Annotated in this window: 23 protein-coding genes; 10 read left to right on the forward strand and 13 right to left on the reverse strand. The window is 66.3% G+C overall.

The window, feature by feature from the left end; genetic code table 11:
* From ON40_RS44070 to ON40_RS44080, 3 genes are all read left to right on the forward strand, one after another.
* Complete coding sequence (locus ON40_RS44070) at nt 1–774, forward strand: ATP-binding cassette domain-containing protein (protein WP_040831732.1); 774 nt, start codon at nt 1–3, stop codon at nt 772–774.
* Nucleotides 775–799: 25 nt separating this feature from the next.
* Nucleotides 800–2254: a sugar ABC transporter permease gene (locus ON40_RS44075; RefSeq protein WP_040831734.1), complete on the forward strand. Its 1455-nt coding sequence runs from the start codon at nt 800–802 to the stop codon at nt 2252–2254.
* Between the two features lie 202 nt (nt 2255–2456).
* Complete coding sequence (locus ON40_RS44080) at nt 2457–3614, forward strand: ROK family transcriptional regulator (RefSeq protein WP_040831735.1); 1158 nt, start codon at nt 2457–2459, stop codon at nt 3612–3614.
* Between the two features lie 157 nt (nt 3615–3771).
* Here ON40_RS44080 and ON40_RS52935 read toward each other — a convergent pair whose 3' ends face one another.
* Both ON40_RS52935 and ON40_RS44085 read right to left on the reverse strand, forming a co-directional pair.
* On the reverse strand, nt 3772–4005 hold the full coding sequence (locus tag ON40_RS52935; protein ID WP_157117416.1) for a hypothetical protein: 234 nt from the start codon (nt 4003–4005) through the stop codon (nt 3772–3774).
* A 358-nt stretch (nt 4006–4363) separates the two neighbouring features.
* Nucleotides 4364–4654, reverse strand: coding sequence for a hypothetical protein (locus tag ON40_RS44085; RefSeq protein ID WP_085997900.1), 291 nt, complete (start codon nt 4652–4654; stop codon nt 4364–4366).
* A gap of 13 nt (nt 4655–4667) precedes the next feature.
* Between ON40_RS44085 and ON40_RS52940 the strand changes: the two genes are divergently transcribed.
* Both ON40_RS52940 and ON40_RS44095 read left to right on the forward strand, forming a co-directional pair.
* Complete coding sequence (locus ON40_RS52940; protein ID WP_040831737.1) at nt 4668–4922, forward strand: hypothetical protein; 255 nt, start codon at nt 4668–4670, stop codon at nt 4920–4922.
* A 315-nt stretch (nt 4923–5237) separates the two neighbouring features.
* On the forward strand, nt 5238–6734 hold the full coding sequence (locus ON40_RS44095) for an HNH endonuclease signature motif containing protein (RefSeq protein ID WP_051194529.1): 1497 nt from the start codon (nt 5238–5240) through the stop codon (nt 6732–6734).
* 481 nt (nt 6735–7215) lie between these two features.
* On the opposite strand, the gene ON40_RS44100 is transcribed toward ON40_RS44095, so the two are convergent.
* A complete protein-coding gene (locus ON40_RS44100; protein WP_063713224.1) occupies nt 7216–8172 on the reverse strand; it encodes a helix-turn-helix transcriptional regulator in 957 nt (318 codons plus the stop codon).
* Between the two features lie 171 nt (nt 8173–8343).
* On the opposite strand from ON40_RS44100, the gene ON40_RS44105 reads away from it, so the two are divergent.
* Genes ON40_RS44105 through ON40_RS44125 form a run of 5 tightly spaced genes read left to right on the forward strand, consistent with a single transcriptional unit; the run spans nt 8344 to nt 11719 of the window.
* Complete coding sequence (locus tag ON40_RS44105; protein ID WP_040831739.1) at nt 8344–8937, forward strand: non-oxidative hydroxyarylic acid decarboxylases subunit B; 594 nt, start codon at nt 8344–8346, stop codon at nt 8935–8937.
* Nucleotides 8938–8970: 33 nt separating this feature from the next.
* Nucleotides 8971–10392, forward strand: a complete 1422-nt coding sequence (locus ON40_RS44110; protein ID WP_040831741.1) for a non-oxidative hydroxyarylic acid decarboxylases subunit C — start codon at nt 8971–8973, stop codon at nt 10390–10392.
* A 32-nt stretch (nt 10393–10424) separates the two neighbouring features.
* Nucleotides 10425–10679, forward strand: coding sequence for a non-oxidative hydroxyarylic acid decarboxylases subunit D (locus ON40_RS44115; protein ID WP_040831742.1), 255 nt, complete (start codon nt 10425–10427; stop codon nt 10677–10679).
* Nucleotides 10676–11164: a pyridoxamine 5'-phosphate oxidase family protein gene (locus ON40_RS44120; RefSeq protein WP_040831744.1), complete on the forward strand. Its 489-nt coding sequence runs from the start codon at nt 10676–10678 to the stop codon at nt 11162–11164. The genes ON40_RS44115 and ON40_RS44120 overlap by 4 nt, the downstream gene beginning before the upstream one ends.
* A 15-nt stretch (nt 11165–11179) precedes the next feature.
* Nucleotides 11180–11719, forward strand: a complete 540-nt coding sequence (locus ON40_RS44125) for a phenolic acid decarboxylase (RefSeq protein ID WP_040831746.1) — start codon at nt 11180–11182, stop codon at nt 11717–11719.
* A gap of 124 nt (nt 11720–11843) precedes the next feature.
* Here ON40_RS44125 and ON40_RS44130 read toward each other — a convergent pair whose 3' ends face one another.
* The 10 genes from ON40_RS44130 to ON40_RS44175 all read right to left on the reverse strand — a co-directional run bounded on the left by ON40_RS44130 (nt 11844) and on the right by ON40_RS44175 (nt 22093).
* Entirely contained in the window at nt 11844–12050 is a 207-nt protein-coding gene (locus tag ON40_RS44130) for a DUF397 domain-containing protein (RefSeq protein ID WP_040831748.1), read from the reverse strand.
* Nucleotides 12031–12927 carry a helix-turn-helix domain-containing protein gene (locus tag ON40_RS44135; protein WP_040831750.1) on the reverse strand — a complete coding sequence of 299 codons (897 nt, stop codon included), beginning with the start codon at nt 12925–12927 and terminating at the stop codon, nt 12031–12033. The genes ON40_RS44130 and ON40_RS44135 overlap by 20 nt, the downstream gene beginning before the upstream one ends.
* A 783-nt stretch (nt 12928–13710) precedes the next feature.
* Entirely contained in the window at nt 13711–14151 is a 441-nt protein-coding gene (locus ON40_RS44140) for a hypothetical protein (protein ID WP_157186815.1), read from the reverse strand.
* Between the two features lie 124 nt (nt 14152–14275).
* Nucleotides 14276–16060 carry a glyoxylate carboligase gene (gcl, locus tag ON40_RS44145; protein ID WP_040831754.1) on the reverse strand — a complete coding sequence of 595 codons (1785 nt, stop codon included), beginning with the start codon at nt 16058–16060 and terminating at the stop codon, nt 14276–14278.
* An 81-nt stretch (nt 16061–16141) separates the two neighbouring features.
* Nucleotides 16142–16528 carry an allophanate hydrolase-related protein gene (locus tag ON40_RS44150; protein ID WP_040831756.1) on the reverse strand — a complete coding sequence of 129 codons (387 nt, stop codon included), beginning with the start codon at nt 16526–16528 and terminating at the stop codon, nt 16142–16144.
* Nucleotides 16529–16530: 2 nt separating this feature from the next.
* Nucleotides 16531–17550 (reverse strand): allantoicase, encoded by a 1020-nt coding sequence (gene alc / locus ON40_RS44155; protein ID WP_245568263.1) that lies wholly within the window; start codon nt 17548–17550, stop codon nt 16531–16533.
* Between the two features lie 8 nt (nt 17551–17558).
* Nucleotides 17559–18902: an allantoinase AllB gene (allB, locus tag ON40_RS44160; protein WP_040831760.1), complete on the reverse strand. Its 1344-nt coding sequence runs from the start codon at nt 18900–18902 to the stop codon at nt 17559–17561.
* A 186-nt stretch (nt 18903–19088) separates the two neighbouring features.
* Entirely contained in the window at nt 19089–20300 is a 1212-nt protein-coding gene (locus tag ON40_RS44165; protein ID WP_063713225.1) for a glycerate kinase, read from the reverse strand.
* 2 nt (nt 20301–20302) lie between these two features.
* Nucleotides 20303–21187 (reverse strand): 2-hydroxy-3-oxopropionate reductase, encoded by an 885-nt coding sequence (locus tag ON40_RS44170; protein WP_040831762.1) that lies wholly within the window; start codon nt 21185–21187, stop codon nt 20303–20305.
* A 93-nt stretch (nt 21188–21280) separates the two neighbouring features.
* Nucleotides 21281–22093: a hydroxypyruvate isomerase family protein gene (locus tag ON40_RS44175; RefSeq protein WP_040831764.1), complete on the reverse strand. Its 813-nt coding sequence runs from the start codon at nt 22091–22093 to the stop codon at nt 21281–21283.
* Nucleotides 22094–22183: the final 90 nt, after the last annotated feature.

A 22183-nucleotide genomic window follows, 5' to 3' on the forward strand; every position in this document is an offset into this window, starting at 1 on the left:
ATGAGTGAGCCGCTGCTGCAGATCTCCGGGCTCAACAAGAGCTTCGGTGCGGTTCATGTTCTGCACGACGTCGAATTCACCGCTCCGGCGGGCGAAGTGACCGCGCTGGTCGGCGATAACGGCGCGGGCAAGTCGACGCTGGTGAAATGCATTGCCGGAATTCATGGTTCGGATTCGGGATCGGTGAAGTTCCGGGGCGAGGAAGTGCACCTGCACGGCCCCAAGGATGCCGCGGAACTGGGCATCGAGGTGGTCTACCAGGACCTCGCGCTGGCCGACAATCTCGACATCGTGCAGAACATGTTCCTGGGCCGTGAACGCGGCAAACCGTGGTTCCTGGACGAGGCCGCCATGGAGGATGCGGCGCGGCGCACCCTGGCATCGCTGTCGGTGCGCACCGTGAAATCGGTGCGCACCCCGGTCGCGTCGCTGTCCGGTGGGCAGCGGCAGACCGTGGCGATCGCGAAATCGGTGCTGTGGAACAGCAATCTGGTGTTGCTCGACGAGCCGACCGCCGCCCTCGGGGTGGCGCAGACCCGTCAGGTGCTCGACCTGGTGCGCCGGCTCGCCGAACAGGGGCTGGGTGTGGTGCTGATCAGCCACAACCTCGCCGACGTGTTCGAGGTCGCGGATCGGATAGCGGTGTTGTACCTGGGCCGGATGGCCGCGCAGGTGCGGACCAGCGAGGTCACCCAGAACCAGGTCGTGGAATTGATCACCGCGGGACGTTCCGGCGAGTTGGGCCTGGCCCGGCCGGACTCCGCGGTGCTGTAGCAGGATCAGCAGGAAAGCAGTTGTGATGACGCAAGTTTCGGCGGAGACAGCGGGTGGCGGAGACAGCCCCGAGTCCGCCACCGGGGACCGGACGGCGATCGCCGATTTCGGTATCGACACCACCACCGTATCCACGGCGGAGGCCGTGCGTTCCTATCTCGCCCGCGTGAGGGGCGGCGAGATCGGTTCTCTCCCTGCGCTGTTGGGTCTGGTGGTGCTGATCGTCCTGTTCACCTCGCTGTCGGATGTGTTCCTCTCACTCAACAACATCGCCAATCTGCTCGCCCAGGGGGCCGGGCAGACCATCATTGCGATGGGCATCGTCTACGTGCTGTTGCTGGGTGAGATCGATCTGTCGGCGGGTACCGCCTCCGGTGTGGCGGGGGCGGTCCTGGCGATGCACTATGTCGATAACGGAAATCTGTTGTCGGGCATGGGAAGTACCGTCTTCTTCATCTTCAACGGTCTGTTGGTGCTCGCGGCGGTCCTGGCGGCGCTGCTGCGGATCTGGCCCGGAGTGGCGATGTCGCTGCTCGGGGTGCTGATCACGGTGGTGGGTTTCCACGCCAATCCGTGGGTCGAGATACTGTTGGCGGTGTGCGTCGGCACGGCGATCGGCTGCATCACCGGATTCCTGATCTCCAAGATCGGGATGCCGTCGTTCGTGGTGACGTTGGCGCTGTTCCTGGCCTGGCAGGGTGCGATCCTGCAGTTGATCGGCGAGGGCGGCGTGCTGGGCATCAGCTCCTCGCACGTGCTGGACTCGGTGGCCAACGGCAATCTGTCGGTGCTGTGGAGCTGGGTGCTGTTCGTGGTGGGCGCCGGCGGATACGGCGCGGTGACATTGTTCGGTCATTTCCGCAGGCGCAGTAAGGGTTTGGTGACGCAGCCGACGCTGCTGGTGGTCGGCAAGGTGACGGTGTTGACGGTGCTGGCGGCGGTGGCGACGGCGTTCATGTCGGTGAACCGGTCGCCGAGTTCGCTGATCAAGATCTCCGGGGTGCCGTATGTGGTGCCGATCGTGCTGGTCCTGCTGGTCGTGGGGACGTACGTGCTGAACCGCACCACCTACGGGCGGCACCTCTACGCGATCGGCGGGAACCGGGAGGCCGCGCGGCGTGCGGGCATCAATGTCACGCAGTTGCGGTCGAGTGTGTTCGTGATCAGTTCGGGCTGTGCGGCGGTGGGTGCGATCGTGTACTCCTCCAAGGTCGGCTCGGTCGATCCGCAGGCCGGTGGCCTGAACACGCTGCTGTTCGCGGTGGGCGCGGCGGTGATCGGCGGCACCTCCCTCTTCGGCGGGAAGGGCCGGATCGCCGACGCGGTGATCGGCGGTACTGTGCTCGCGGTGGTTTCCAACGGGCTGGGCCTGCTGCGCCAGCCCGCCGCCGTGGTGTCGGTGGTCACCGGCCTGGTGCTGCTGCTGGCGGCGACGGTCGATGCCCTGTCTCGTCGCCGGGCCGCCGCATCGGGTCGATGAGACCAGTGGTGGAACGACCGAATGTCATCGGTGTGCACGGTGTTCGAGAACTTTCCGGACACCGGTGCATCGGCGGGCTGCGGCCTCGGATCATTCCGATGACATTCGGCCGGACCGGCCCGGGACAGGTGAGAGGGAGTGAGCGGGTGTCGATGTGGCCGGGTGGGTTCGTGGACGAGCCGCCGATAGTCGGGGCGCGCGCATGAACGTTGCGCGGCCGGACGAGGTGCGCAAGTTCAATCGCGCCTCGCTGCTGCGAATCCTGCACGTCGGCGGACCGGCCACCCGCGCGGCCCTGGCCACCGAGCTGGGGCTGAACCGCTCGACCATCAAGATGCTGGTCGACGGCCTGGCCGGGGACGGTGTGGTCGAGGAGCGGGTGCCGCGGGTGCCGCAGGGCGCGGGACGTCCCTCGCTGCTGGTGCTGCCGCAGGCGCAGGCGGCGGTGGTGCTGGCGGTGGACGTCCAGGTCGAGCACGCGGGGATCGCGCTGGTCGGTCTGGGCGGTCAGATCCTGGGCCGCAACAGCTGGAATCTGCGTGGGCGGCAACGGGATCCGGACGAGGTGGTGACCCACGTCGCGGAATCCTCGGCACTGCTGGCCCAGGATCTGGACCTGCATCCGGTGGCGGCTGGAATTTCGGTGCCCGGCGTGGTGCGCCGCACCGACGGCATGGTGCACGACTCGTCCAATCTGGGCTGGACGGATGTGCCGTTCGGTGAGCGGATGGGCACGGTGCTGGGCGTTCCGGTGGTGGTGGGCAACGATGCCGAACTCGGCGCGCTGGCCGAATACGTACGCGGCGTGGGTCGCGGCGCGTCGGACGCGGTGTTCGTCTCCGCGGATGTGGGCGTCGGCGGGGGCATCATCGCCCAGGGCGGACTGCTGCGCGGTTCGGTTGGTTATCTGGGCGAAATCGGCCATATGACAGTGCATCCCGGCGGGCGTGTCTGCCACTGCGGCAATGCGGGCTGCTGGGAGACCGAGGTCGGCGAACTGGCCCTGCGTCGCGCGCTCGGACTGTCCGAATCGGTGCCGCGAGGTGCTATCGTGGCGGAACTGCGTGAGCTGCAACGGGATTCGGATCCGGTGGCCCGGCTCGGCGATTACGTCGACTGGCTGATTCTGGGTCTGGTCAATGTGGTCAACATTCTGGGCCCGGAGTTGGTGGTGCTGGGCGATCTGTTCGCGATCCTGCCCGAAGCGGTGGTGCAGCGCGTCCAGCAGGTCGTCCGGCAGCGCAGTATGGTCAGCCGCGCGCTCGGCGGCGTGCGGATCGAGAAGTCCTCTCTCGGAGCGGATCTCAAACTTCTCGGGGCCGCGGAGGCGGCTTTCGAGGACGTGCTCACTTCGTTGTGAGCGCAAGGGCCGGATTCACCTCCGGCCCCGGGGACCACGTCCCGCCGGGCCGATCGCCCGGAGGGGACGCTTACGCGCGCGGTCCCATGCCCGAACAACGGGCATGGGACCGTGTCGCACGTCGTCTTTCTACGCAGCCCTCATCTCCCGCGTAGAACTACTTGTGCGGGCAGGCGGGGGGCTTACCCGCGGGCGGGTTGCCCGGCGGCTTCTGGTGGTTGCTGGGCGGCGGCCCCTGCGGGTGGCCGGCGGGCGGAGCGCACTGCCCGTTCGGTGCGGGGTTCTGCTGCGGGGCCGGAGCGGCACTCGCCATACCAGCACCCATGCCCACCAGCGCGAATGCCACGGCGCCCGCCGCCGCACCCGCTGCCAACCTCGACTTGATTCGCATCGCATCTCCTTGTCTTGCCGGACGGTGTCCGATCCATCGATCCGTCACTGGCGGACCGACCAGGAGAGCTTCGCGAGCCATCATGTGTCGCGAGTAGGTGGAGATTAGGTATGGGCTGTGAGAACGGCCGCGAGTCCGCCGAATCGGGATCACCGGCCGGGCCGGGTTGCGCTGAACCGGTGATCGGGGGCCCGGCCGTGGTGTCGACGGGCGGCGGCTCTGCTCTGGTGGGAGTGCTTGCAGCGCAATGAATATTGCTTGTATGGCAATGAATATTGCTTGTAGGGCAATGGATATCGAGGGCAGCGGCTGGGATTGTTCCGGTGGCCGCGCGTATGCGGCCACCGGAACGGCCGAATCAGTTCGTGGTCGGCGCCGGGGCGCTGGAGACGGATGGCGTGGTCGTGGCAGGGCGGGCCTTGGCCTGCATGATCGCGGTGGCTGTGATGGTGGTCCCGGACTCCTTGCCGCGTACGACGACGTTCTCGCCGACCGTGAACTGCGACTTCTGAGCCGGATCCTTCTTGCTGCCGAACGTGGTCTGCGGCGTGATGGTGACGGTCTCGGTGGTCCCGTCCTTCTTGGTGAGCGTCCAGGTGTCCGCGTTCTCCGAGGCGATGGTCCCCATCACCCCATGTCCGTGCCGCATCCCCTTATCCGGCTTGGCCGAACTCGAGGCCGCCGCCGAGGTGGCCGACGCCGCCGAACTCGAACTCCCCGAAGACCCGCACGCACTCACCCCCGTCACAACCGCCACAGCCAGCCCCGTAGTGCCGATGACCAGCGTGATCCTGCGCCGCCGAGAGGTAGCGGCCGATTCCCCGGAGGACGTCGAATTTGTCATGGCGGCAACAGTATTGGCCGTCCCTGTGAGCTTCCTCCGCGCTCGCTGGCAGTACCGCCAGTACCTTCTGTGAGCATCCTGGCAGGCAGCAGGCAGCAGGCAGCAGGCAGCAGGCAGCAGGCAGCAGGCAGCAGGCAGCAGGCGGCAGGCGGCAGGCGGCAGGCGGCAGGCGGCAGGCGGCAGGCGACAGGCAGCAGGCAGCGGGTGCGACAGGTGGCAGGGGGTTGGTTGGGGTGGTGGGGCTGGACGCGGCAGGCCGAGGGATCGACGGACTTTGGTGAAAATTGGTGTGTGCGTGGATGATTGGGTCAGTTGTCCAGGGTGAAGATTCTGATTTCACATCGGTTGGTGGGGTGTTTCGGGGTGTTTTTCTCGGTAGAATTCGAACATGGATTCGATGGGGGAGATTGGAGGGCCGACAGCTGATGTGCTGTTGGCTGCGGTGGGTGAGTTGGTCGAGCAGTCGCTGATTCCGTTGTCGGATCGCGGTGTGGTGGAGTTGCTGCGTGGGGTCGAGCGTGCGGCGCGGATGTTGGCTGCGGTGCAGCATCGGCTGCTGATAGAGGTGGATTCCCGGTCGATTCCTGTGGATTCGGGTGCCAAGACGATCAAACGGTTCCTGATGGAAACCCTCAGGTTGTCGAACGCCGAAGCCGGTGCACGGGTACGTGCGGCGGCGAAGGTGGGCACGTTCCGCGACCTGTCGGGTCAAGAGCGTGAGCCCGAGTTACCCTGCGCAGCAGCGGCGTTGCGTTCGGGGGATATTTCGGTGGAGCATGCGTGGGGTATTGCGTCGGTGATGATCAGGATCCCGCGTGCGGCCGATGAGGTCGATCGTGCTGCGGCGGAACAGATCCTGACCGAGTTCGCCGAAACTGGGTCGCCTGATGATGTGGGCAAGGTTGGGGACAGCATTCTGGCGTATTTGGATCCGGATGGAAAAGTCACGGACGAGTCTGATCGTGCTCGGATGCGCGGGGTCAGGATCGGGCGGCAGCGTGCGGATGGGATGTCCGCGATCAGCGGGGAGATCGATCCGATACTGCGGGCGTTGCTGGATTCGGTGCTGGCCAAGTACGCGCGTCCCGGTGTGGGGAATCCGGATGATCCGGCCAGTCCCAGGGCTGATGTGGACCGCGTGGATTCGGAGCTGATTGCTGCTGCGGCGCAGCGTGATTCCCGCACCGCTGCCCAACGCACCCATGACGCGTTCACCCTGCTGCTCGGCGAGCTGGTCGATACCGGCAAACTCGGCTCACATCGAGGCATACCGGTTACCACCGTGTTGACGATGCGGGTGCAGGATGTGGAGCGCCTGTCCGGGGTCGCGACCACTGCGACCGGTGGCGCGGTGGCGATCACCGACGCGTTGCGGTTGGCTGAGCGGTCTCGCCCGTATCTGGCGGTGTTCGACCATGCTGGTTTGCCGTTGCATTTGGGTCGGATGCGTCGGTTGGCTTCACCTGCGCAACGGCTTTCGCTGATCGCTGCGCTGGCTGGTTGTTCGCGGCCGGGGTGTGATGCGCCTGCGTCGCTGTGCGCGGTGCATCACGTTCGTGATTACGGCAAGGGTGGTCCGACCGATATCGAGAATCTGGTGTTGGCGTGCGATCACTGTCATTTGCTGATCAATGACACGGAGACTGGTTGGAAAACTGTTGTTCTGAACGAAGATTCACAGTTCCCTGGCCGGACGGCGTGGATTGCGCCGGATCATATTGATCCGACTGGTACTCCTCGGGTGAATCATCGGCATCGTGCGGGGGAGTTGTTGGCGGAAGTTGTGGCGGGTATTCACCGGCGTCGGGAACGAGAACGGGAGCGCGATCGCGCGGCGCACCGGCGTTGGTTACGTGAGCGACAACCCGGCGGTGTCGCTGCCTGAGTCGGGGTTGCGATTGCCAACCTGGCGACATCCGCGATCTGAACCCGGAGGGATTGAGCCCTCCGGGGTACTCGCATGGGCCGAGGGCGTGGGTCGGCCTGGGGTGTCACGGTCCCATCGTTCGCGGCGACCGATCGGGGCTCCGGCAGGGATGGGGAATGGGGGCGCCGATATGTCCGATCCGGCACGCACGCCGAGTTTGTCGAATGTTGTACCGCTGCAGCGGGAATCGTGTCCGGGATGATCCGGCCGCGTCGACCCGACCAGTCGCCCGGCTTTCTCGTATCCGACCGGCTCGGGCATGTCCGTTCTCCCGGAGCGGTTTCCGGCACAGTCGCGGTCAATCGTGGAGCATTCGGGGCCGATCAGGTCGACGCTCTGTTGATTTCGCCGCGCCCGACCCATCGAACTGGTGGTTGGACCACATCCGAGGCCGTGCTGCGTCAGCTGGGCGTGCGGCATGCTGCCGAACGACTGGGATTCATGCATCACCAGGCCGATGTCGGGGGCTGCGCGCCGCCGGCCGAGACCGTGGTGCGATGGGATGCTCGTCGCTGCGGGCGCGAGCGCGGAAGGACGCGGGGGTCTCGCCGGTGCAGCGGCGGAAGAACTTGCCGAAGACGGTGGGACTGGTGAAACCCAGTCGGCTCGCGACCTGGCCCGGACTGAGATCGGTGTGCACGAGGAGCCGCTTCGCCTCCAGCGCGGTGCGGTCGTCCAGGTACCGCTTGGCGGTGCGCCCGGTCGCGGCCAGGCAGGCACGGGTGAGTGTGCGGACGCTGTAGCCGAGGGTCGCGGCGTAGTCCTCGATGAGAAGTCCGTCGGCGAAGTCGCGTTCCACGGCGTCGTGGAAGCGCTGGAACGTATCGCTTCCGCCGCCCTCCGGGAGGCCGTGCCGTCGGTGCCGGACGTGTCCCAGACGAAAAGCCAAGGCCGCCAACAGATGACGCATCAGGTCGATGCGAGCATCCGGAGGCAGTGCGTCGGTCCGGCGATAGGCGTCGTCCAGAAGATCGAGCATCGCATCCAGCGCCGCGCTTTCCTCGGCGTCGGGCACTATCGGTCCGGTCGGGTAGGGCGGGGTCAGGTGGGCGGCGGCGAGGGTGGCGGTGTCGAGGAAGCCCGGCATGAACAGCAGGACCGTGCCGGTGGCCTGGTCGAGGCCGTCGTCGAAGCGATACACCTGACCAGGGCAGATCCACAGCCAGGTGCCGGGCGACACCACGTGCTCCGCATCGTCGGCCCAGCAGTTCAAGAAATGGGACTTCACCGCGATCAGGTGATGGAACTCGGCCCGCAGCGGGCGGCCGAGGGGTACGCCGTTGCGCTCGGCGCGTTCGCGTAGCCGGGCGAAATCCCACACCTCGACGCCCGGCGGCCCTCCGGGCGGCGGGCGGAAGGGAACTTCGGTAATGCGAACGTGTCCGTTTTGGTCCATGACGTGACGCAAGCGTACGTCATTCGAGCTCCGATCGCCCCTAGCGTGGAGTGCGACGGAGCAGATCAGAGCGTCAACCCCGGACAGGGCAGAGGCATTCTCGGTCCGTCATTTGACCGAATCGTTCTCGAGTATCCGTGTGGATGAGCAGACAATGGAAGCGGGCCCACTATGCGTTTGATCGTAGGTATGACAGGTGCGACGGGCGCCGTCTTCGGCATCCGCCTGCTGGAGCACTTGCGTGAGTTGCCCGAGGTGGAAACGCATCTGGTGCTCTCCCGGTGGGCTCGGACCACGATCGAATTGGAGACGGGCCGCTCGGTGCGCGAGGTGGCCGAGCTGGCCGACGTCATGCACAGCCCCGAGGACCAGGGCGCCACCATCTCCTCCGGATCCTTCCGGACCGACGGGATGATCATCGCGCCGTGTTCGATGAAGACCCTGGCCGCCATCCGGGTCGGCTACGCCGACGGCCTGGTGGCCCGCGCCGCCGACGTGGTCCTCAAGGAGCGCCGCAAGCTGGTGCTTGTCCCCCGGGAGACGCCGCTGAGCGAGATCCACCTGGAGAACATGCTCACCCTGACGCGCATGGGCGCACAGATGGTGCCGCCCATGCCCGCCTTCTACAACCACCCCGCCGACATCGGGGACATCGTCGACCACATCACCGCGCGCATCCTCGACCAGTTCGACCTGCCCGCTCCCGCGGCCCGCCGCTGGGAGGGCATGCGCGCCGCCCACCGCAACACCCCCACCGCGGCCTGAAAAGCACCGGCACACAAAGGAGTTGACCAAGCCATGGCCTACGACGACCTGCGTAGCTTCCTGGAAACCCTCGACAAGGAGGGCCAGTTGCAGCGCATCACCGAGCAGGTGATGCCCGAGCCCGACATCGCCGCCGCGGCCAACGCCGTCCCCCGGCTCGGCGACCAGGCTCCGGCACTGTACTTCGACAACGTCTACGGATTCGAGCGGGCGCGGATCGCGATGAACGTGCACGGTTCCTGGGCCAACCACGCCCTCGCGCTGGGCCTGCCGAAGGGAACGGGCACCAAGGAGCAGGTGGAGGAGTTCATTCGGCGCTGGGCGAATTTCCCGGTGAAGCCCGAGTACCGGGACAACCCGCCGTGGGCGGAGAACACCGTCGACGGCGAGGACATCAACATCTTCGACATTCTCCCGCTGATCCGGCTCAACGACGGCGACGGCGGCTTCTATCTCGACAAGGCCGCCGTCGTCTCCAAGGACCCCGACGACCCCACCAGCACCGACAAACAGAACGTGGGCGTGTACCGGATCGAGGTCAAAGGTAAGCGGAAGCTGGCTCTGCAGCCGGTGCCGATGCACGATATCGCTCAACATCTGCGCAAGGCGGAGGAGAAGGGCGAGGATCTGCCGATCGCGATCACGCTGGGCAACGACCCGGTGATCTCCATCGTCGCGGCCACCCCGATGGAATACGACCAGAACGAATACGAACTGGCCGGGGCGCTGCGCGGCGCTCCCGCGCCGATCGCCCGCTCGCCGCTGAACGACCTGCCCGTGCCGTGGGGCTCGGAGATCGTGATCGAAGGCGTCATCGAGGGTCGCAAGCGTGAGATCGAGGGCCCGTTCGGCGAGTTCACCGGCCACTACAGCGGCGGCCGCAACATGACGGTCATCCGCATCGACAAGATCTCCTATCGCACCGACCCGATCTTCGAGCACCTCTACCTGGGCATGCCGTGGACCGAGATCGACTACCTGATGGCCGCCAACACCTGCGTGCCGCTGTACGAGCAGCTGAAGAAGGACTTTCCCGAGGTCCAGGCGGTCAACGCGTCGTACACGCACGGTCTGGTCGTCATCGTCTCCACCAAGAAGCGCTATGGCGGTTTCGCGAAGGCCGTCGGCATGCGCGTGCTCACCACCCCGCACGGTCTCGGCTATGCGGCCACCGTCATCGTCGTCGACGAGAACGTGGACCCCTTCAACCTGCCCCAGGTGATGTGGGCGCTGTCGACCAAGATGAACCCGTCCGGCGACCTGGTCGTCGTGCCCAACCTGCCGATCCTGGAGCTCGCTCCGCAGGCCAACACCCCCGGCATCGTCGACAAGCTCATCATCGACGCCACCACCCCCGCCCCGCCCGACAGGCGCGGCAACTACGGCAACCAGGTGGCCGACCTGCCCGAGATGGGGGAGTGGATCACCAAACTTCAGCAACTCGCCGCGAAGTAGCCCACGCCGACTCCGAAGGAGAACCAATCGCCATGTCCGACAAGAGCTCCGAACCCACCGAGTGCCCACGCTGCGGCTACCGGTCCCTGGATCTGCTGTATGTCTCTCCCGTCGCCGGTGCGTGGGAGGTCTACCAGTGCCGGCAGTGCCTGTACTGCTGGCGCACCAGCGAGCCTGCCCGCCGCACCCAGCGCAGCGCCTATCCGGAGAGTTTCAAGATGACCCTCGAGGACATCCGCAACGCCCCGGAGGTCCCCACCATCCCACCGCTGCGGACCGGCGCGTGACCGGCGAGCCTCAGGATGGTGCGTGCCCGCCGCAGATCCAGCGGGCACTGGCCGAACACACGACCCTGACCCTGGCCTACCTCGACGAAGCAGGCTCCCCCGAAGCCTGCGCAGTCTTCTACGCCGCCACCGATGTTCCGACCCTGGTCTTCCTCAGCTCCGCCGACACCGCCCACGGACGAGCGCTGCTGGCCGCCGGGTCCGGCGCTCCCGTCGCGTTCACCGCTCAGCGTGACGGGCAGACATGGACCGACATCACCGGCGTCCAGGGCCGGGGCACCTGCCACCGGTTGACCGGACACGCGGCCGCAGCGGCGCGCCGGGCCTATGCGCGACGATTCCCCTTCATCGACACGGCCCCGAGTTTGTCCCGTGCGCTGGACTCGACCGACTTCTGGGAGATCCGACCGCACTGGCTCCGCCTCGTCGACAACACGCGCGGCTTCGGCCACAAAACCGAATGGACCCCGAAAACGCAGAACTGACAAAGGAATTCAGCCATGTCGAGCAACGCAACCTTCGAGACGACGATCGCGCAGCCGGTCCCACCGCAGGACCTGTCCCACATCGTCGGCCACCGCTTCATCTATACGTACGCCAACGGCTGGCAGTACGAGATGTACGTGAAGAACGACCACACCATCGACTACCGGATCCACTCCGGAATGGTCGGCGGACGCTGGGTGAAGGATCAGCAGGTGGATCTGGTCCAGCTGGACGAAGACAGCTACAAGATCTCCTGGACCGAACCCACCGGCACCTGTGTGGCGGTCGACGTACTGCCGACCAAACGCCGACTGCACGGCGTGATCTTCTTCCCGCACTGGGTCGAGGAGCACGGCGAGCGCACCGTGCTCTACCAGAACGATCATCTGGACCGGATGCGCGAGTACCGCGACGCGGGCCCCACCTACCCGATCTACGTCGTCCCCGAGTTCGCCAAGATCACCCTGTTCGAGCACGTCGGCGCGGATGACGAAACGGTCATCTCGACGGCTCCCGGCGACCTTCCCGAAGGCTGGTCCGACCGCACCAACTGATCGTCCGGCCTGGTCGCAACTCGCGCCCACGGTATGTGTCTCGTCGGGGTATCGCACTTGTCGGGTACTGCAACGGCTCTGGTCTCGAATCGAGCCAGAGCCGTTGGGGTGGAACGGAAGTGGGTCAGGCGGGGCCGAATTTGCCGGTGCTCAGGTCTGTGGTGAAGGCGTCCCATTCGGCGGGAGTGAACAGGAGTGCGGGGCCGGTGGGGTTCTTGGAGTCGCGGACGCCGACTGCGCCGTTGTCGAGGTGGGCGATCTCGACACACTCTTTGGTTCCGCCACTGCGGGTGCTCTTGAACCACTTGGCTTCAGATAGGTCGACGTTCACGCTGGTACTCCCTACTTGACATCCGCAGCAGAATCCTGCTGTCGTTCTCATCAAGCGCCGCTTGCTGGATCTGTTTGTGCGCCTGCGTATACCGTTGAACGATACCCACTTTCTCGCTGTACATGTCGCTGGTGTATCCCTCCGCGTACACAGTGGTCGGCTCGATCGGATTGCCGCGACCGTCCTCACCGAACTCCAGGACCACGAATGGGCCGATCTGTTCGCCGGTCGGCATACCCGCCGAGAACGGCAGGACTCGGATGGTGATGTTCGGGCGGGTGCTGGCATCTGCGAGGGAGCGCAGTTGCTTCTCCATGACCGCCCGTCCGCCGACCATCCGGCGCAATACGCTCTCGAACAGGACCACATCCATCGATGCAGGTTTGATTTTCCGGTTGATCAGTTGCTGCCGCCGCATCTTGAGCTGCACTCGCCCTGCCAGCTCCATCGCGGTATCGGTCGGGCTCGCCGTCTGCGCGAGTACACGTGCGTAGTCGGCGATTTGCAGCAGACCCGGCACCAGGTCGGGCTGATAGACCGTCAAACGGCGGGCGGCGGATTCGAGGCCCATGTATACGCTGAAATTGGCCGGGATCAGGTCGCCGAATTCGTGCAGCCAGGACTTCTCGGCCGCTTCCTTGGCCAGCCCGCGTAGTCCGGCCGCTTCCTCGTCCTCGATGCCGTAGATCTCGATCAGACCGTCGAGGTCGCGGATGCGAACCTTCTGATTCAGCCCCTTCTCCAGGCGCTGGAGACTGCTCTTACCCCATTCCATCAGGGTCGAAGTCTCTTCCAGCGTCATGCCGACCGCCTCGCGTGCCTCGCGAAGATGTCGGCCGAGCTGGCGGCGAGTGATACTGCTGTCGTGCTCGGTCATGGTCGCGCCCCCATCGGTAGTAGCAAACCCCTTTGATCGGCAACATGGTTACACGCTTTCAGACCGGCGCATCGGCGAATCGGGCAGATTCATCGGAATCCCGCTCCCTGCCTGAGAACGCGGAACTTATTGAGCTACAACGCTTTTGAGCAATGCAGAATTGAACCAATGCAGTCTGCTGTTGTTCACCTCTGACGAGTTCGCTTTGGAATTGGTGAAAGTGACACGGTTCCGAAGAGGCATCAAGCTGTGCCGCATGAACGATCCGACGCGCGCTTCCATGCATGGTTCGGGGTCGTATCGGCTCGGTGTCGGTCCCGATCGTCTCTGCGGGATGGGCTGTAGTCCGGGTCGGTCCTTCGCTGTACGGTCTGCTTGCTGAATCGCCCGGCTTGATGCCGACCACTGCCCGCCGCAATCGAATCGGGGCGGTTCTGGGGGCAGTGCCTACTGTTGCGGGGCCTGTGGGGGAGTCGAGTACGGCGAGGGCTGCTGTGGGGGAGTGTTGTATCCCGTATTGCGCTGGCCGGGCGTAGGCGGTTGTGCTTGGGGCTGTTGAGGATTCGGATACTGGCTTGGTTGCTGAGGGATGGGCTGCTGCCATCCGGGGAGTTGGGGAGCTTGCTGCTGTGGTGCTCCGAAAGCGGCGGGTGACGCTGGCGGCGGGAACTGGCCGGGCTGCTGCGGACTGGTCGCGGCGGTCTCCGTCCTGGCGCTGGCCGCTGCGGTGATGAAGAGGGAGACAAGTGCGACCAGCGCCAGCACCGTGATCGGAATCGACGTTCAAGCGTAATTTTCCACCGCGGTCCAACTCCTGCTGCCTACGCGCCCAACTGGTGCGACGGCAGACAGCAGACCTTCCACAGCATGGGTGAAGAACACGCCGCTGCCGAGTGCGGCGAGAAGACGAGCTGTCGCAGGTCGTCTACCGAGAATCAGCAGTAGCCCCGCGACCGACGCGCAGATGGCGGCCAGCACCCAGGACAGTTCCGCCAGGAACCGGCTGTACCCCTGGATAAGAGCCACCATGAGGCAGACCAGATACAGCAGTGTGATCAGGATCAGCGAAATCGCCGCGACCAGACCCGCTTTCGTGCGTTGACGAGCGGGCCGAGGTGCGGGAAATCCGGAAAGCGGCTGTCCGGGAATCGATCCGGACCGCGGCCAGTTCGGCACCGGAGGTGCGTGCTGTGGGATCGGTCCGGGCTGGTACGGGTTGGCCACCGCGACACTCCTTGCTGGAATAGCGTTCTCGTGCAGCCTATGGGTTTGCGGTCGAATCGGCCGATCGCATCAGGTCGCGAAAGGTCCCACCGTACTGGAGTGCTGGTGTCCGAATGTGACAGTGTCAGCTCGTGGGAAGTAGGGCTGTGGGGGCGTCTTCCGACGAATCGGCGAGGTCCTCGAACTCGGTGATGGCGTCGATATCGGTTGCGCTCATGGCGATGTTGGTGACCTTCTCCAGGATGATCTCGACCACTACCGGGACTCGGAATTCGGCAGCCAGGGCCTTCGCCTGGGCGAAGGCAGGCGCGATGGCTTCGGGGGTTTCGACGCGGATTGCTTTGCAGCCCAGTCCTTCCGCGACGCGGACGTGGTCGACGCCGTACCCCTTGGCGAGGCCGATCGTGTCGTCGGCGTTGATGTTGTCGAAGCCGAGTTGGACGAAATAGTCCATGTCGAAGGCGCGTTGGGCCTGGCGGATCAGGCCGAGGTACGAATTGTTCACCAGGACATGGATGTACGGGAGGTTGAACTGGGCTCCGACGGCGAGTTCCTCGATCATGAACTGGAAGTCGTAGTCGCCGGAGAGGGCGACCACGTTCGCGGACGGGTCCGCGGCGACCACGCCGAGCGTCGCGGGGATGGTCCAGCCGAGCGGACCGGCCTGGCCGCAGTTGATCCAGTTGCGCGCTCGATAGACGTGCAGCATCTGCGCACCGGCGATCTGGGACAGGCCGATGGTGGACACGTAGCGGGTCTCGCGTCCGAACGCCCGGTTCATCTCCTCGTACACCCGTTGCGGTTTCACCGGGACGTTGTCGAAGTGGGTCTTGCGGTGCATGGTTCGTTTGCGGTCGAGGCATTCGGCCGCCCAGGGCGAATAATCGGGCAGCGTTCCGGCGCGTTCGCGGACCACCGCGATCATTTCGCGCAGAGCAGCTGCGGCGTCCGAGGCGATGCCGTAGTCGGGGGCGAACACTCGGCCGAGCTGCGTCGGCTCGATGTCCACGTGCACGAAAGTGCGGCCTTTGCAGTATGTTTCGAGACCGCCGGTGTGCCGGTTGGCCCATCGGTTGCCGATGCCCAGCACGAAATCCGAGGCCAGCAGGGTCGCATTGCCGTAGCGGGTGGCGGTTTGCAGCCCCGCCATTCCGGCAGCCAGGTCGTGATCGTCGGGCAGGATGCCCCAGCCCATCAGGGTCGGCACCACCGGGACGTTCAGCAGTTCGGCGAGTTCGCGCAGCAGATCCTCGGCCCCGGCGTTGATGATCCCGCCGCCCGCGACGATCAACGGTCGTTGCGCGGCGGTCAGCATATCGATCGCCTTGGCCGCCTGGGCGCGGGTCGCGGCCGGTTTGTACACCGGCAGCGGGGCATAGGTTTCCGGGTCGAAATCGATCTCGGCGACCTGCACGTCGATGGGCAGATCGATCAGCACCGGACCGGGACGGCCCGAACGCATCAGGTGGAATGCCTGCTGGAAGACGCCCGGCACCTGGGCCGGTTCCAATACCGTCATCGCCATCTTGGTGACGGGTGCGGCGATCGCGGCGATGTCCACGGCCTGGAAGTCCTCCTTGTGCAGGCGGGCGCGCGGGGCCTGCCCGGTGATGCACAGGATCGGAATCGAGTCCGCGGCAGCGGAATACAGGCCGGTGATCATATCGGTTCCGGCCGGGCCCGAAGTGCCGATGCACACGCCGATGTTGCCGTGCGCTGCCCGGGTGTAGCCCTCGGCCATATGCGCCGCGCCCTCGACGTGCCGGGCGAGAATGTGGTTGATCCCGCCGTGTGCGCGTAGCGCGGAGTAGAAGGGGTTGATCGCCGCGCCCGGCAGGCCGAATGCCTGTGTCGCGCCTTCCAGTTCGAGAATTCGGACGGCCGCGTCGACGGCCCGCATGCGTGTCATATCTGTGTACTCCTGTGTGTGCGTTGATCTCTCGTGGCCGGTGCGCTGCCCGCCGAGGAGCCGTCATCCTCGGCGGGCGGATCAGCCGGGGGCGGACATGCCTCGGTAGGCGCGCCAGTCGCCGATGTCGGATATGTCGATGAGTTCGGGCGAGCCGAGTAGATTCGCCCGCAGAACCGTGGCCAGGCAGGCCGTACCGTCGTCGAGTTCGATCAGGCCGAGTTCGAGTTCGGGCGGCTCGTTGGGAATCAGATTGTCCCGCAGTACTTCCAGGGGTACTTCGTACACCTCGCCGGTCACCGGGCGGCCGTCGTGGGCCGTGGCGATCATGGCGGGGAAGCGGTCACCGACCGAGTAGTAGCGGTACTTCGGGGCGCTGCGCGCGGCCCGCAGCAGCGGTGCGCCGTCGAGTTGGACGTTCAGGCGGCCGCCGCGCATTCCGTCGCCGTTGAGGAACATCAGGACCATTGCTACTCCTGCGTCTCCGGGACCGATGTGGTTGCCGCGAAGCGGGTTTCGAGACTCGCTCGCCCCGCCGGGGTGATCCGGCCGAACAGCCGCAGACGGGCGATTCCACCGTCGGGAAAGACATTGAGCCGCACCTGGTCGACCGGAGTGTCCGTGTCGAGGCGGAATCGGTGTGGTGCATCGGGTTGCAGCGCAACGGGTGGGAGTAGACCGATCAGCTCACCGTCGGCGGTGTAGCCGTCGAGTGAGATTCGCGCGGGAGCGTTGCCCTTGTAATGCGTGGTGTCCACTTCGAGTACAGCCGGGATCGCCTCGGCGGCCAATGCCACGGTGGCCCAGTCGTTTCCGCCGTCACGCCGACGCCGCATCTCCCAGCCGTCGGCCATGCAGCGCGAAATACCCTGTTGCAGCATATTGTTCGGCGGCGAGAAGAAGCCGTCGCTGCATGCCGCCACCCGGCCGCCATGGTGCAGGGCGGCCAGGTCGAACGGGATGTCGTCGATCCACTGCGGATCGGGAACCGCGCTGCCGTGCACCCGGACCCGGGCGATGCCGCCGTCCGGATGCATGTTCACCCGGACATGCGTGATGCGGCGATCCGTGGTGACCTCGAACGAATTGCGCGTATCGCCCTCGACCGGGGAGACCGGAACCAGAGTGTGCCAGTCGGCTTCGAGCAGCTGCGCCGCCGAGGGATGTCCGGGCACGCCGCATCCGTCGATCGAGACGTGTGGCGGGTAGTTCCCGACGAAATGCGCCGTGTCCACGACGATTCCAGCCGGAACACCCGCGATGCCCAGCCGGATCAGCGCCCAATCGGGTCCGGGGCTGCCGTCACGCCGACGCCGAGTCTCCCAGCCGTCGTACACCTGCCCCTTGGCGTTGAAGGTATGCGGCCGATACACCGGCGGCTCGTCCGTGACGAGATTCTCCCGCTCGGCGAAGAATTCGTCGTTGGCGGCGACCACACTGCCGCCGCTGTGCCGGGCGGCCAGATCGGGAAGCTGGGACCAGTCACTCATCGATACCCTCATCTCTGCAGCAGACGGCCGCGGGGACGGCCGCCGGTGATCTGTTCGCCACGCAGCCAGGTGGAGTGGACGACGCCGCGCAGGGTGCGTCCGTGGTAGGCGGAGATCGGATTGCGATGCCGTAATTCGGCCGTGTCGACGACGAACTCCTCGTGTGGGGCGAAGACGCAGAAGTCCGCGTCCGCGCCGATCGCTATGCGGCCCTTGCGTTCCAGGCCGACCAGGTCCGCTGGGCCCGTGGCCATCCAGCGGGCCAGATCGACCAGATCGACCCAATCTGGAGCGGCCGTCCACACCGCGGGCAAACCCACCTGCAAGCCCGCGATCCCACCCCATGCCTTGCCGAAATCTCCGCCAGCGGCACGTTTGAGTGCCACGGTACTCGGTGAGTGATCGCTGACGATGCAGTCGATGACGTTGTCGCGCAATCCGTTCCACAGGTCACGCTGATTCACCCGGTCGCGGATCGGCGGGCAGCACTTGAATTCGGTTGCTCCGTACGGAATCTCCTCGGCGCACAGGGACAGATAGTGCGGACAGGTCTCGGCGGTGATCCGCACGCCCCGTGATCGTGCCGCCGACAACATCGGCAGGGCGTTCGCCGCGGCCAGATGCAGGACGTGCACCCGGGCGTCGTACCGTTCGGCCAGGTCGATCAGGGTTGCGATGGCACGTGTCTCGGCCTCGGCAGGACGCGAGGCGAGGAAACCGGCGTAGATGAGGCCATGCGGCGCGGGCGCGGCATCGATGACGTCCGGATCCTCGGCGTGCACGATCAGCAGCGCGTCGAGTTCGGCGACGGCGCGCACCGCGGCCTCGAGCTGCGCCGGGTTCAGGTGACAGAACTCCTCGACGCCCGAGGGCGGCAGAAATGCCTTGAATCCGAACACCCCGGCATTCGCCAGCTCGCCCATCTCGGCGATATTACTGCCGACCGCGCCACCCCAGAATCCCACGTCGATACAGCACTGCGCCGCGGCGGCGTCCTGCTTCTCGCGCAACGCCGCCACACTAACCGTGGCCGGAATACTGTTGAGCGGCATATCGATCAGCGTCGTGACCCCGCCCGCCGCCGCAGCGCGAGTGGCGGTGGCGAAACCCTCCCATTCGGTGCGCCCGGGTTCGTTCACGTGCACGTGGCTGTCGACCAGTCCCGGCAGCAGCGCCGCATCGTCGGGAATCTCCACGACCTCGCGCGCAGCGGGCACCGCCTCGTACGGGGCGATATCGACGATACGTCCCGCCCGAACCGCCACCGACGCCGCGACCTCATCCGCGGGCGTGATCACCCGACGCGCGCGGAAGACAGTGTCGGCGTGTGGTTTCGGTGCGTTGATGGTCATTGAGGACTCCTGAATTTCTGGAGTGGGCGGATCGTTTCGCGGGATGCGGGCTTGTGGATGGTGGTCTGTGACTCGGACTTCACGGAAGGTGTGCTGCTGTTGGGTCCCGCCGGAGGGGTGGAAGTCGGAAACCCTTTGACGGCGTAGGGTTTCCGGCTTCCGCCCGGTCGGCGGGCGCGGCCATGGTCACCGCGACGAGGGTGTCGACCACGGTGTTCCAGGTGCTTCGTGGTGGTCCGGAGTCGTCCCGGCGAGTTGTTCGCGGGCGATCCGCTCACCCTGCCGTCGCAGCAGTGCGGCGGCTCCGTCCTGGCAGCGCCGCAGATCCGGCTCCAGATCGGTGAGCGGATACGCCGCCGCGAATCCCGCGGCCCGCAACTGCCCCTCATCCAGCAGCTGCCGACCGGCCACGGCGATGGTGCGCACTCCCGCACGCCCCGCGCGGGAGGCGACGCCCGCAGGCGCCTTGCCGTGCAGGGTCTGCGCGTCGAGCGAGCCCTCTCCGGTGATCACGAGATCGGCCCCCTGGACTGTCCGGTCGAATCCGACCAGGTCGAGCAGCACCTCGATCCCACCGGACCGGCGTGCCCCGAGCACCGCCAGCGCGGCGAATCCGATGCCTCCGGCCGCGCCCGCCCCCGGACGCGCGGCGGCATCGAAGCCGGTGCGCTGGGCCACCAGGTGTGCCCAATGCGTCAGGCCCGCTTGGAGCGTGGCCACTTCACCAGCGCTCGCACCCTTCTGCGGGCCGAAAACCGCAGCAGCACCATGGATCCCGAGTAGAGGATTGTCCACATCGCTGGCCAGCACCAGATCTACCTCGCGGATACGCGGATCGAGCCGATGCAGGTCCAGGTAGGCGATATCGGTCAAACCGCCACCACCGGGATCCGCGGGGTTGCCGTCGGCGTCGAGCAGCGAGGCGCCCAGCGCGGCCAGCAATCCGGCCCCGCCATCGGTGCATGCGCTACCGCCGACACCGAGAATCACTGTGCGGCAACCGGTATCGAGTGCAGCCCGGATCAGCTCGCCGACGCCGCGACTGGTCGCGGTCAGCGGTGCGAGGACACCGCGCGGCAGCTGGTACAGCCCGCACGCCGCGGCCGCCTCGACCACTGCGACGGATCGGTTGTGCGCGAGAGAGGTTCGGATCGGTTCTCCGGTCGGCCCGGTGACCCGGACCGTGCGCGGGGAGAATCCGGCGGCGATCGCCGCGTCCACCGTCCCCTCCCCGCCGTCGGCCACGGGGACCCAGGCGATTTCGGCGTCGGGGCGAACCCGCCGGATTCCTTCGGCCAGCGCGTCGGCGACCTGCCGGGCGGTCAGTGATCCCTTGAACTTGTCCGGTGCCAGGATGATTCGTGGCGACCCGCCCGGTGCGCTCCCTCGCCGAGTCATGACTATTTCTCGTCGAGTCCGTTGAGCTTCTCGATCACCTTCAGCAGCGCCGAATGATCGAGTGACCCGAGACCTTGGGCGCGGCCCGCGGCGATGAGTGATGTGGTGAGCGCGGCGGTCGGCAGCGAGAGATCGGCCTGACGGGCGGCGTCGGTGATGATGCCCATATCCTTGTGGTGCAGGTCGATTCGGAATCCGGGTGTGAATTCGCGCGCCACCATCGACTTGCGTTTGCGCTCGAGGATGGTGCTGCCCGCCAACCCTCCGGCCAGGACGTCCAAACCCTTGCCCGCGTCCACGCCCAGTGCCTCCATCAGCACGATCGCCTCCGCGACGAGTGCGTAGGTGCCGCTGACGACGAGCTGATTGGCGGCCTTCACGACCTGTCCCGCGCCGTGCGGGCCGACGTGGATGTAGGTCTTGCCGACCACCTCGAAAATCGTTGTGGCCGTCTCGAAGTCGGCCTCGGTGCCGCCGACCATGATGGACAGTACGCCCTCCTCCGCACCGCCTTGGCCGCCCGAGACAGGTGCGTCGAGCACTCGGTATCCTGCGGCCGCACCCGCCTCGGCCAGGGCGATCGAACTCTCCGGCCGGATCGTGGAGAAGTCGATCAGCAACGCGCCCTTGGGGGCGTGCGCGAATACTCCGTCCGGTCCGAGCACCACCTGCTCGACCTGAGGATGGTTGGGCAACATGGTGATGACGATCTCCGCATCCTTCACCGCCGCCTCGACACTGTCCGCGGACCTGCCGCCGTCGGCCTCCAGTCGCGCATAGGCTTTCGGGTCGAGGGTGTGGCCGATCACCTCGTGTCCGGCTCTGGCCAGATGAGATGCCATGGGGGAACCCATGATCCCGAGTCCGATGAATCCGATTCTGCTCATACTTGCTCCAATAGTGCTGTGTTCTAGGAGAATTCGACCGATCGGCGTCGATCGTGCGCCCGGCTCCGCTGTCGATCGTGCGGGCGCTGCGGTTCAGAGGTGTGCGTGCAACCAGCCGAAGCTGTCGGCGCTGGCTCCGCTGGGGATGTACTCCGCGGCGACGTGGCCGCGATAACCGGTGTCGGCGATCCTGTCCAGATACCGGAAGATGTCCAGGTCACCGGTGCCGGGTTCGTGACGTCCGGGTGCATCGGCGATCTGGACGTGTGCGATCCGATCCCCGTAGCCGTCGATGACCTTGTCCAGGTCGTCGCCGTTGACGCTCAGGTGGTACAGGTCCGCGAGCAGGCCCAGATTCGTCGCACCTTGCGCCTCGCGCACCCGGTCGATGACCTCGACCGCGTCCTGTGCGGTCCGCAGCGGGTAGGCGGGAATTCCGCTGACCGGCTCGATCAGGACGGTGCCGCCGATCTCGCCGAGTACGCGGGCGGCCACACCCAGATTGCGGATGGCCACCTCGTCCTGCGCGCCCGCGTTCCCGCCCTCGATTCGATTGCCGTAGAGGGCGTTGAAGGCCGGGCAGCCGAGCCGTCCGCCGATCCGTGCGGCAGCGGCGACGCCGTCGGCGAACTCCTGCTCCCGGCCGGGCCAGGAGACCAGGCCGCGGTCGCCGGCGGGCATGTCCCCGGCGAACAGGTTCAGCCCGATCAGCTGGACCCCGGCTCGTTCGATCGCGGCGACGAAGGCGTCGACCTCGGCGTCGGCCGGGGTCGCGGTGGGGAACGGCCACCAGAACTCCACCGCGCCGAATCCGGCGGCCGCGGCTGCGGCGGGGCGTTCGAGCAGCGGCAGCTCGGTGAACAGGATGGACAGGTTCACCGCGTAGGGCAGGGGGTGTCGTGTCATGCCGTGTCTTCTCCGTCTCGGGGCGTGTGTCCGTGCGGTCGAATCCGCTGCCGTCGATCTCATCGGACCGTCTCGAATGAGTTTCGTAAT

The organism is Nocardia jiangxiensis NBRC 101359 (genome assembly GCF_000308615.1).
GTDB classification, from domain to species: domain Bacteria; phylum Actinomycetota; class Actinomycetes; order Mycobacteriales; family Mycobacteriaceae; genus Nocardia; species Nocardia jiangxiensis.

What these genes read in the sequence shown, in the direction of transcription:
- ON40_RS44070 (WP_040831732.1), top strand. Translation starts at nt 1, where the DNA reads ATGAGTGAGCCGCTGCTGCAGATCTCCGGGCTCAACAAGAGCTTCGGT.
- ON40_RS44075 (WP_040831734.1), top strand. Translation starts at nt 800, where the DNA reads ATGACGCAAGTTTCGGCGGAGACAGCGGGTGGCGGAGACAGCCCCGAG.
- ON40_RS44080 (WP_040831735.1), top strand. Translation starts at nt 2,457, where the DNA reads ATGAACGTTGCGCGGCCGGACGAGGTGCGCAAGTTCAATCGCGCCTCG.
- ON40_RS52935 (WP_157117416.1), bottom strand. Translation starts at nt 4,005, where the DNA reads ATGCGAATCAAGTCGAGGTTGGCAGCGGGTGCGGCGGCGGGCGCCGTG.
- ON40_RS44085 (WP_085997900.1), bottom strand. Translation starts at nt 4,654, where the DNA reads ATGCGGCACGGACATGGGGTGATGGGGACCATCGCCTCGGAGAACGCG.
- ON40_RS44095 (WP_051194529.1), top strand. Translation starts at nt 5,238, where the DNA reads ATGGATTCGATGGGGGAGATTGGAGGGCCGACAGCTGATGTGCTGTTG.
- ON40_RS44100 (WP_063713224.1), bottom strand. Translation starts at nt 8,172, where the DNA reads ATGGACCAAAACGGACACGTTCGCATTACCGAAGTTCCCTTCCGCCCG.
- ON40_RS44105 (WP_040831739.1), top strand. Translation starts at nt 8,344, where the DNA reads ATGCGTTTGATCGTAGGTATGACAGGTGCGACGGGCGCCGTCTTCGGC.
- ON40_RS44110 (WP_040831741.1), top strand. Translation starts at nt 8,971, where the DNA reads ATGGCCTACGACGACCTGCGTAGCTTCCTGGAAACCCTCGACAAGGAG.
- ON40_RS44115 (WP_040831742.1), top strand. Translation starts at nt 10,425, where the DNA reads ATGTCCGACAAGAGCTCCGAACCCACCGAGTGCCCACGCTGCGGCTAC.
- ON40_RS44125 (WP_040831746.1), top strand. Translation starts at nt 11,180, where the DNA reads ATGTCGAGCAACGCAACCTTCGAGACGACGATCGCGCAGCCGGTCCCA.
- ON40_RS44135 (WP_040831750.1), bottom strand. Translation starts at nt 12,927, where the DNA reads ATGACCGAGCACGACAGCAGTATCACTCGCCGCCAGCTCGGCCGACAT.
- gcl (WP_040831754.1), bottom strand. Translation starts at nt 16,060, where the DNA reads ATGACACGCATGCGGGCCGTCGACGCGGCCGTCCGAATTCTCGAACTG.
- ON40_RS44150 (WP_040831756.1), bottom strand. Translation starts at nt 16,528, where the DNA reads ATGGTCCTGATGTTCCTCAACGGCGACGGAATGCGCGGCGGCCGCCTG.
- alc (WP_245568263.1), bottom strand. Translation starts at nt 17,550, where the DNA reads ATGAGTGACTGGTCCCAGCTTCCCGATCTGGCCGCCCGGCACAGCGGC.
- allB (WP_040831760.1), bottom strand. Translation starts at nt 18,902, where the DNA reads ATGACCATCAACGCACCGAAACCACACGCCGACACTGTCTTCCGCGCG.
- ON40_RS44165 (WP_063713225.1), bottom strand. Translation starts at nt 20,300, where the DNA reads ATGACTCGGCGAGGGAGCGCACCGGGCGGGTCGCCACGAATCATCCTG.
- ON40_RS44170 (WP_040831762.1), bottom strand. Translation starts at nt 21,187, where the DNA reads ATGAGCAGAATCGGATTCATCGGACTCGGGATCATGGGTTCCCCCATG.
- ON40_RS44175 (WP_040831764.1), bottom strand. Translation starts at nt 22,093, where the DNA reads ATGACACGACACCCCCTGCCCTACGCGGTGAACCTGTCCATCCTGTTC.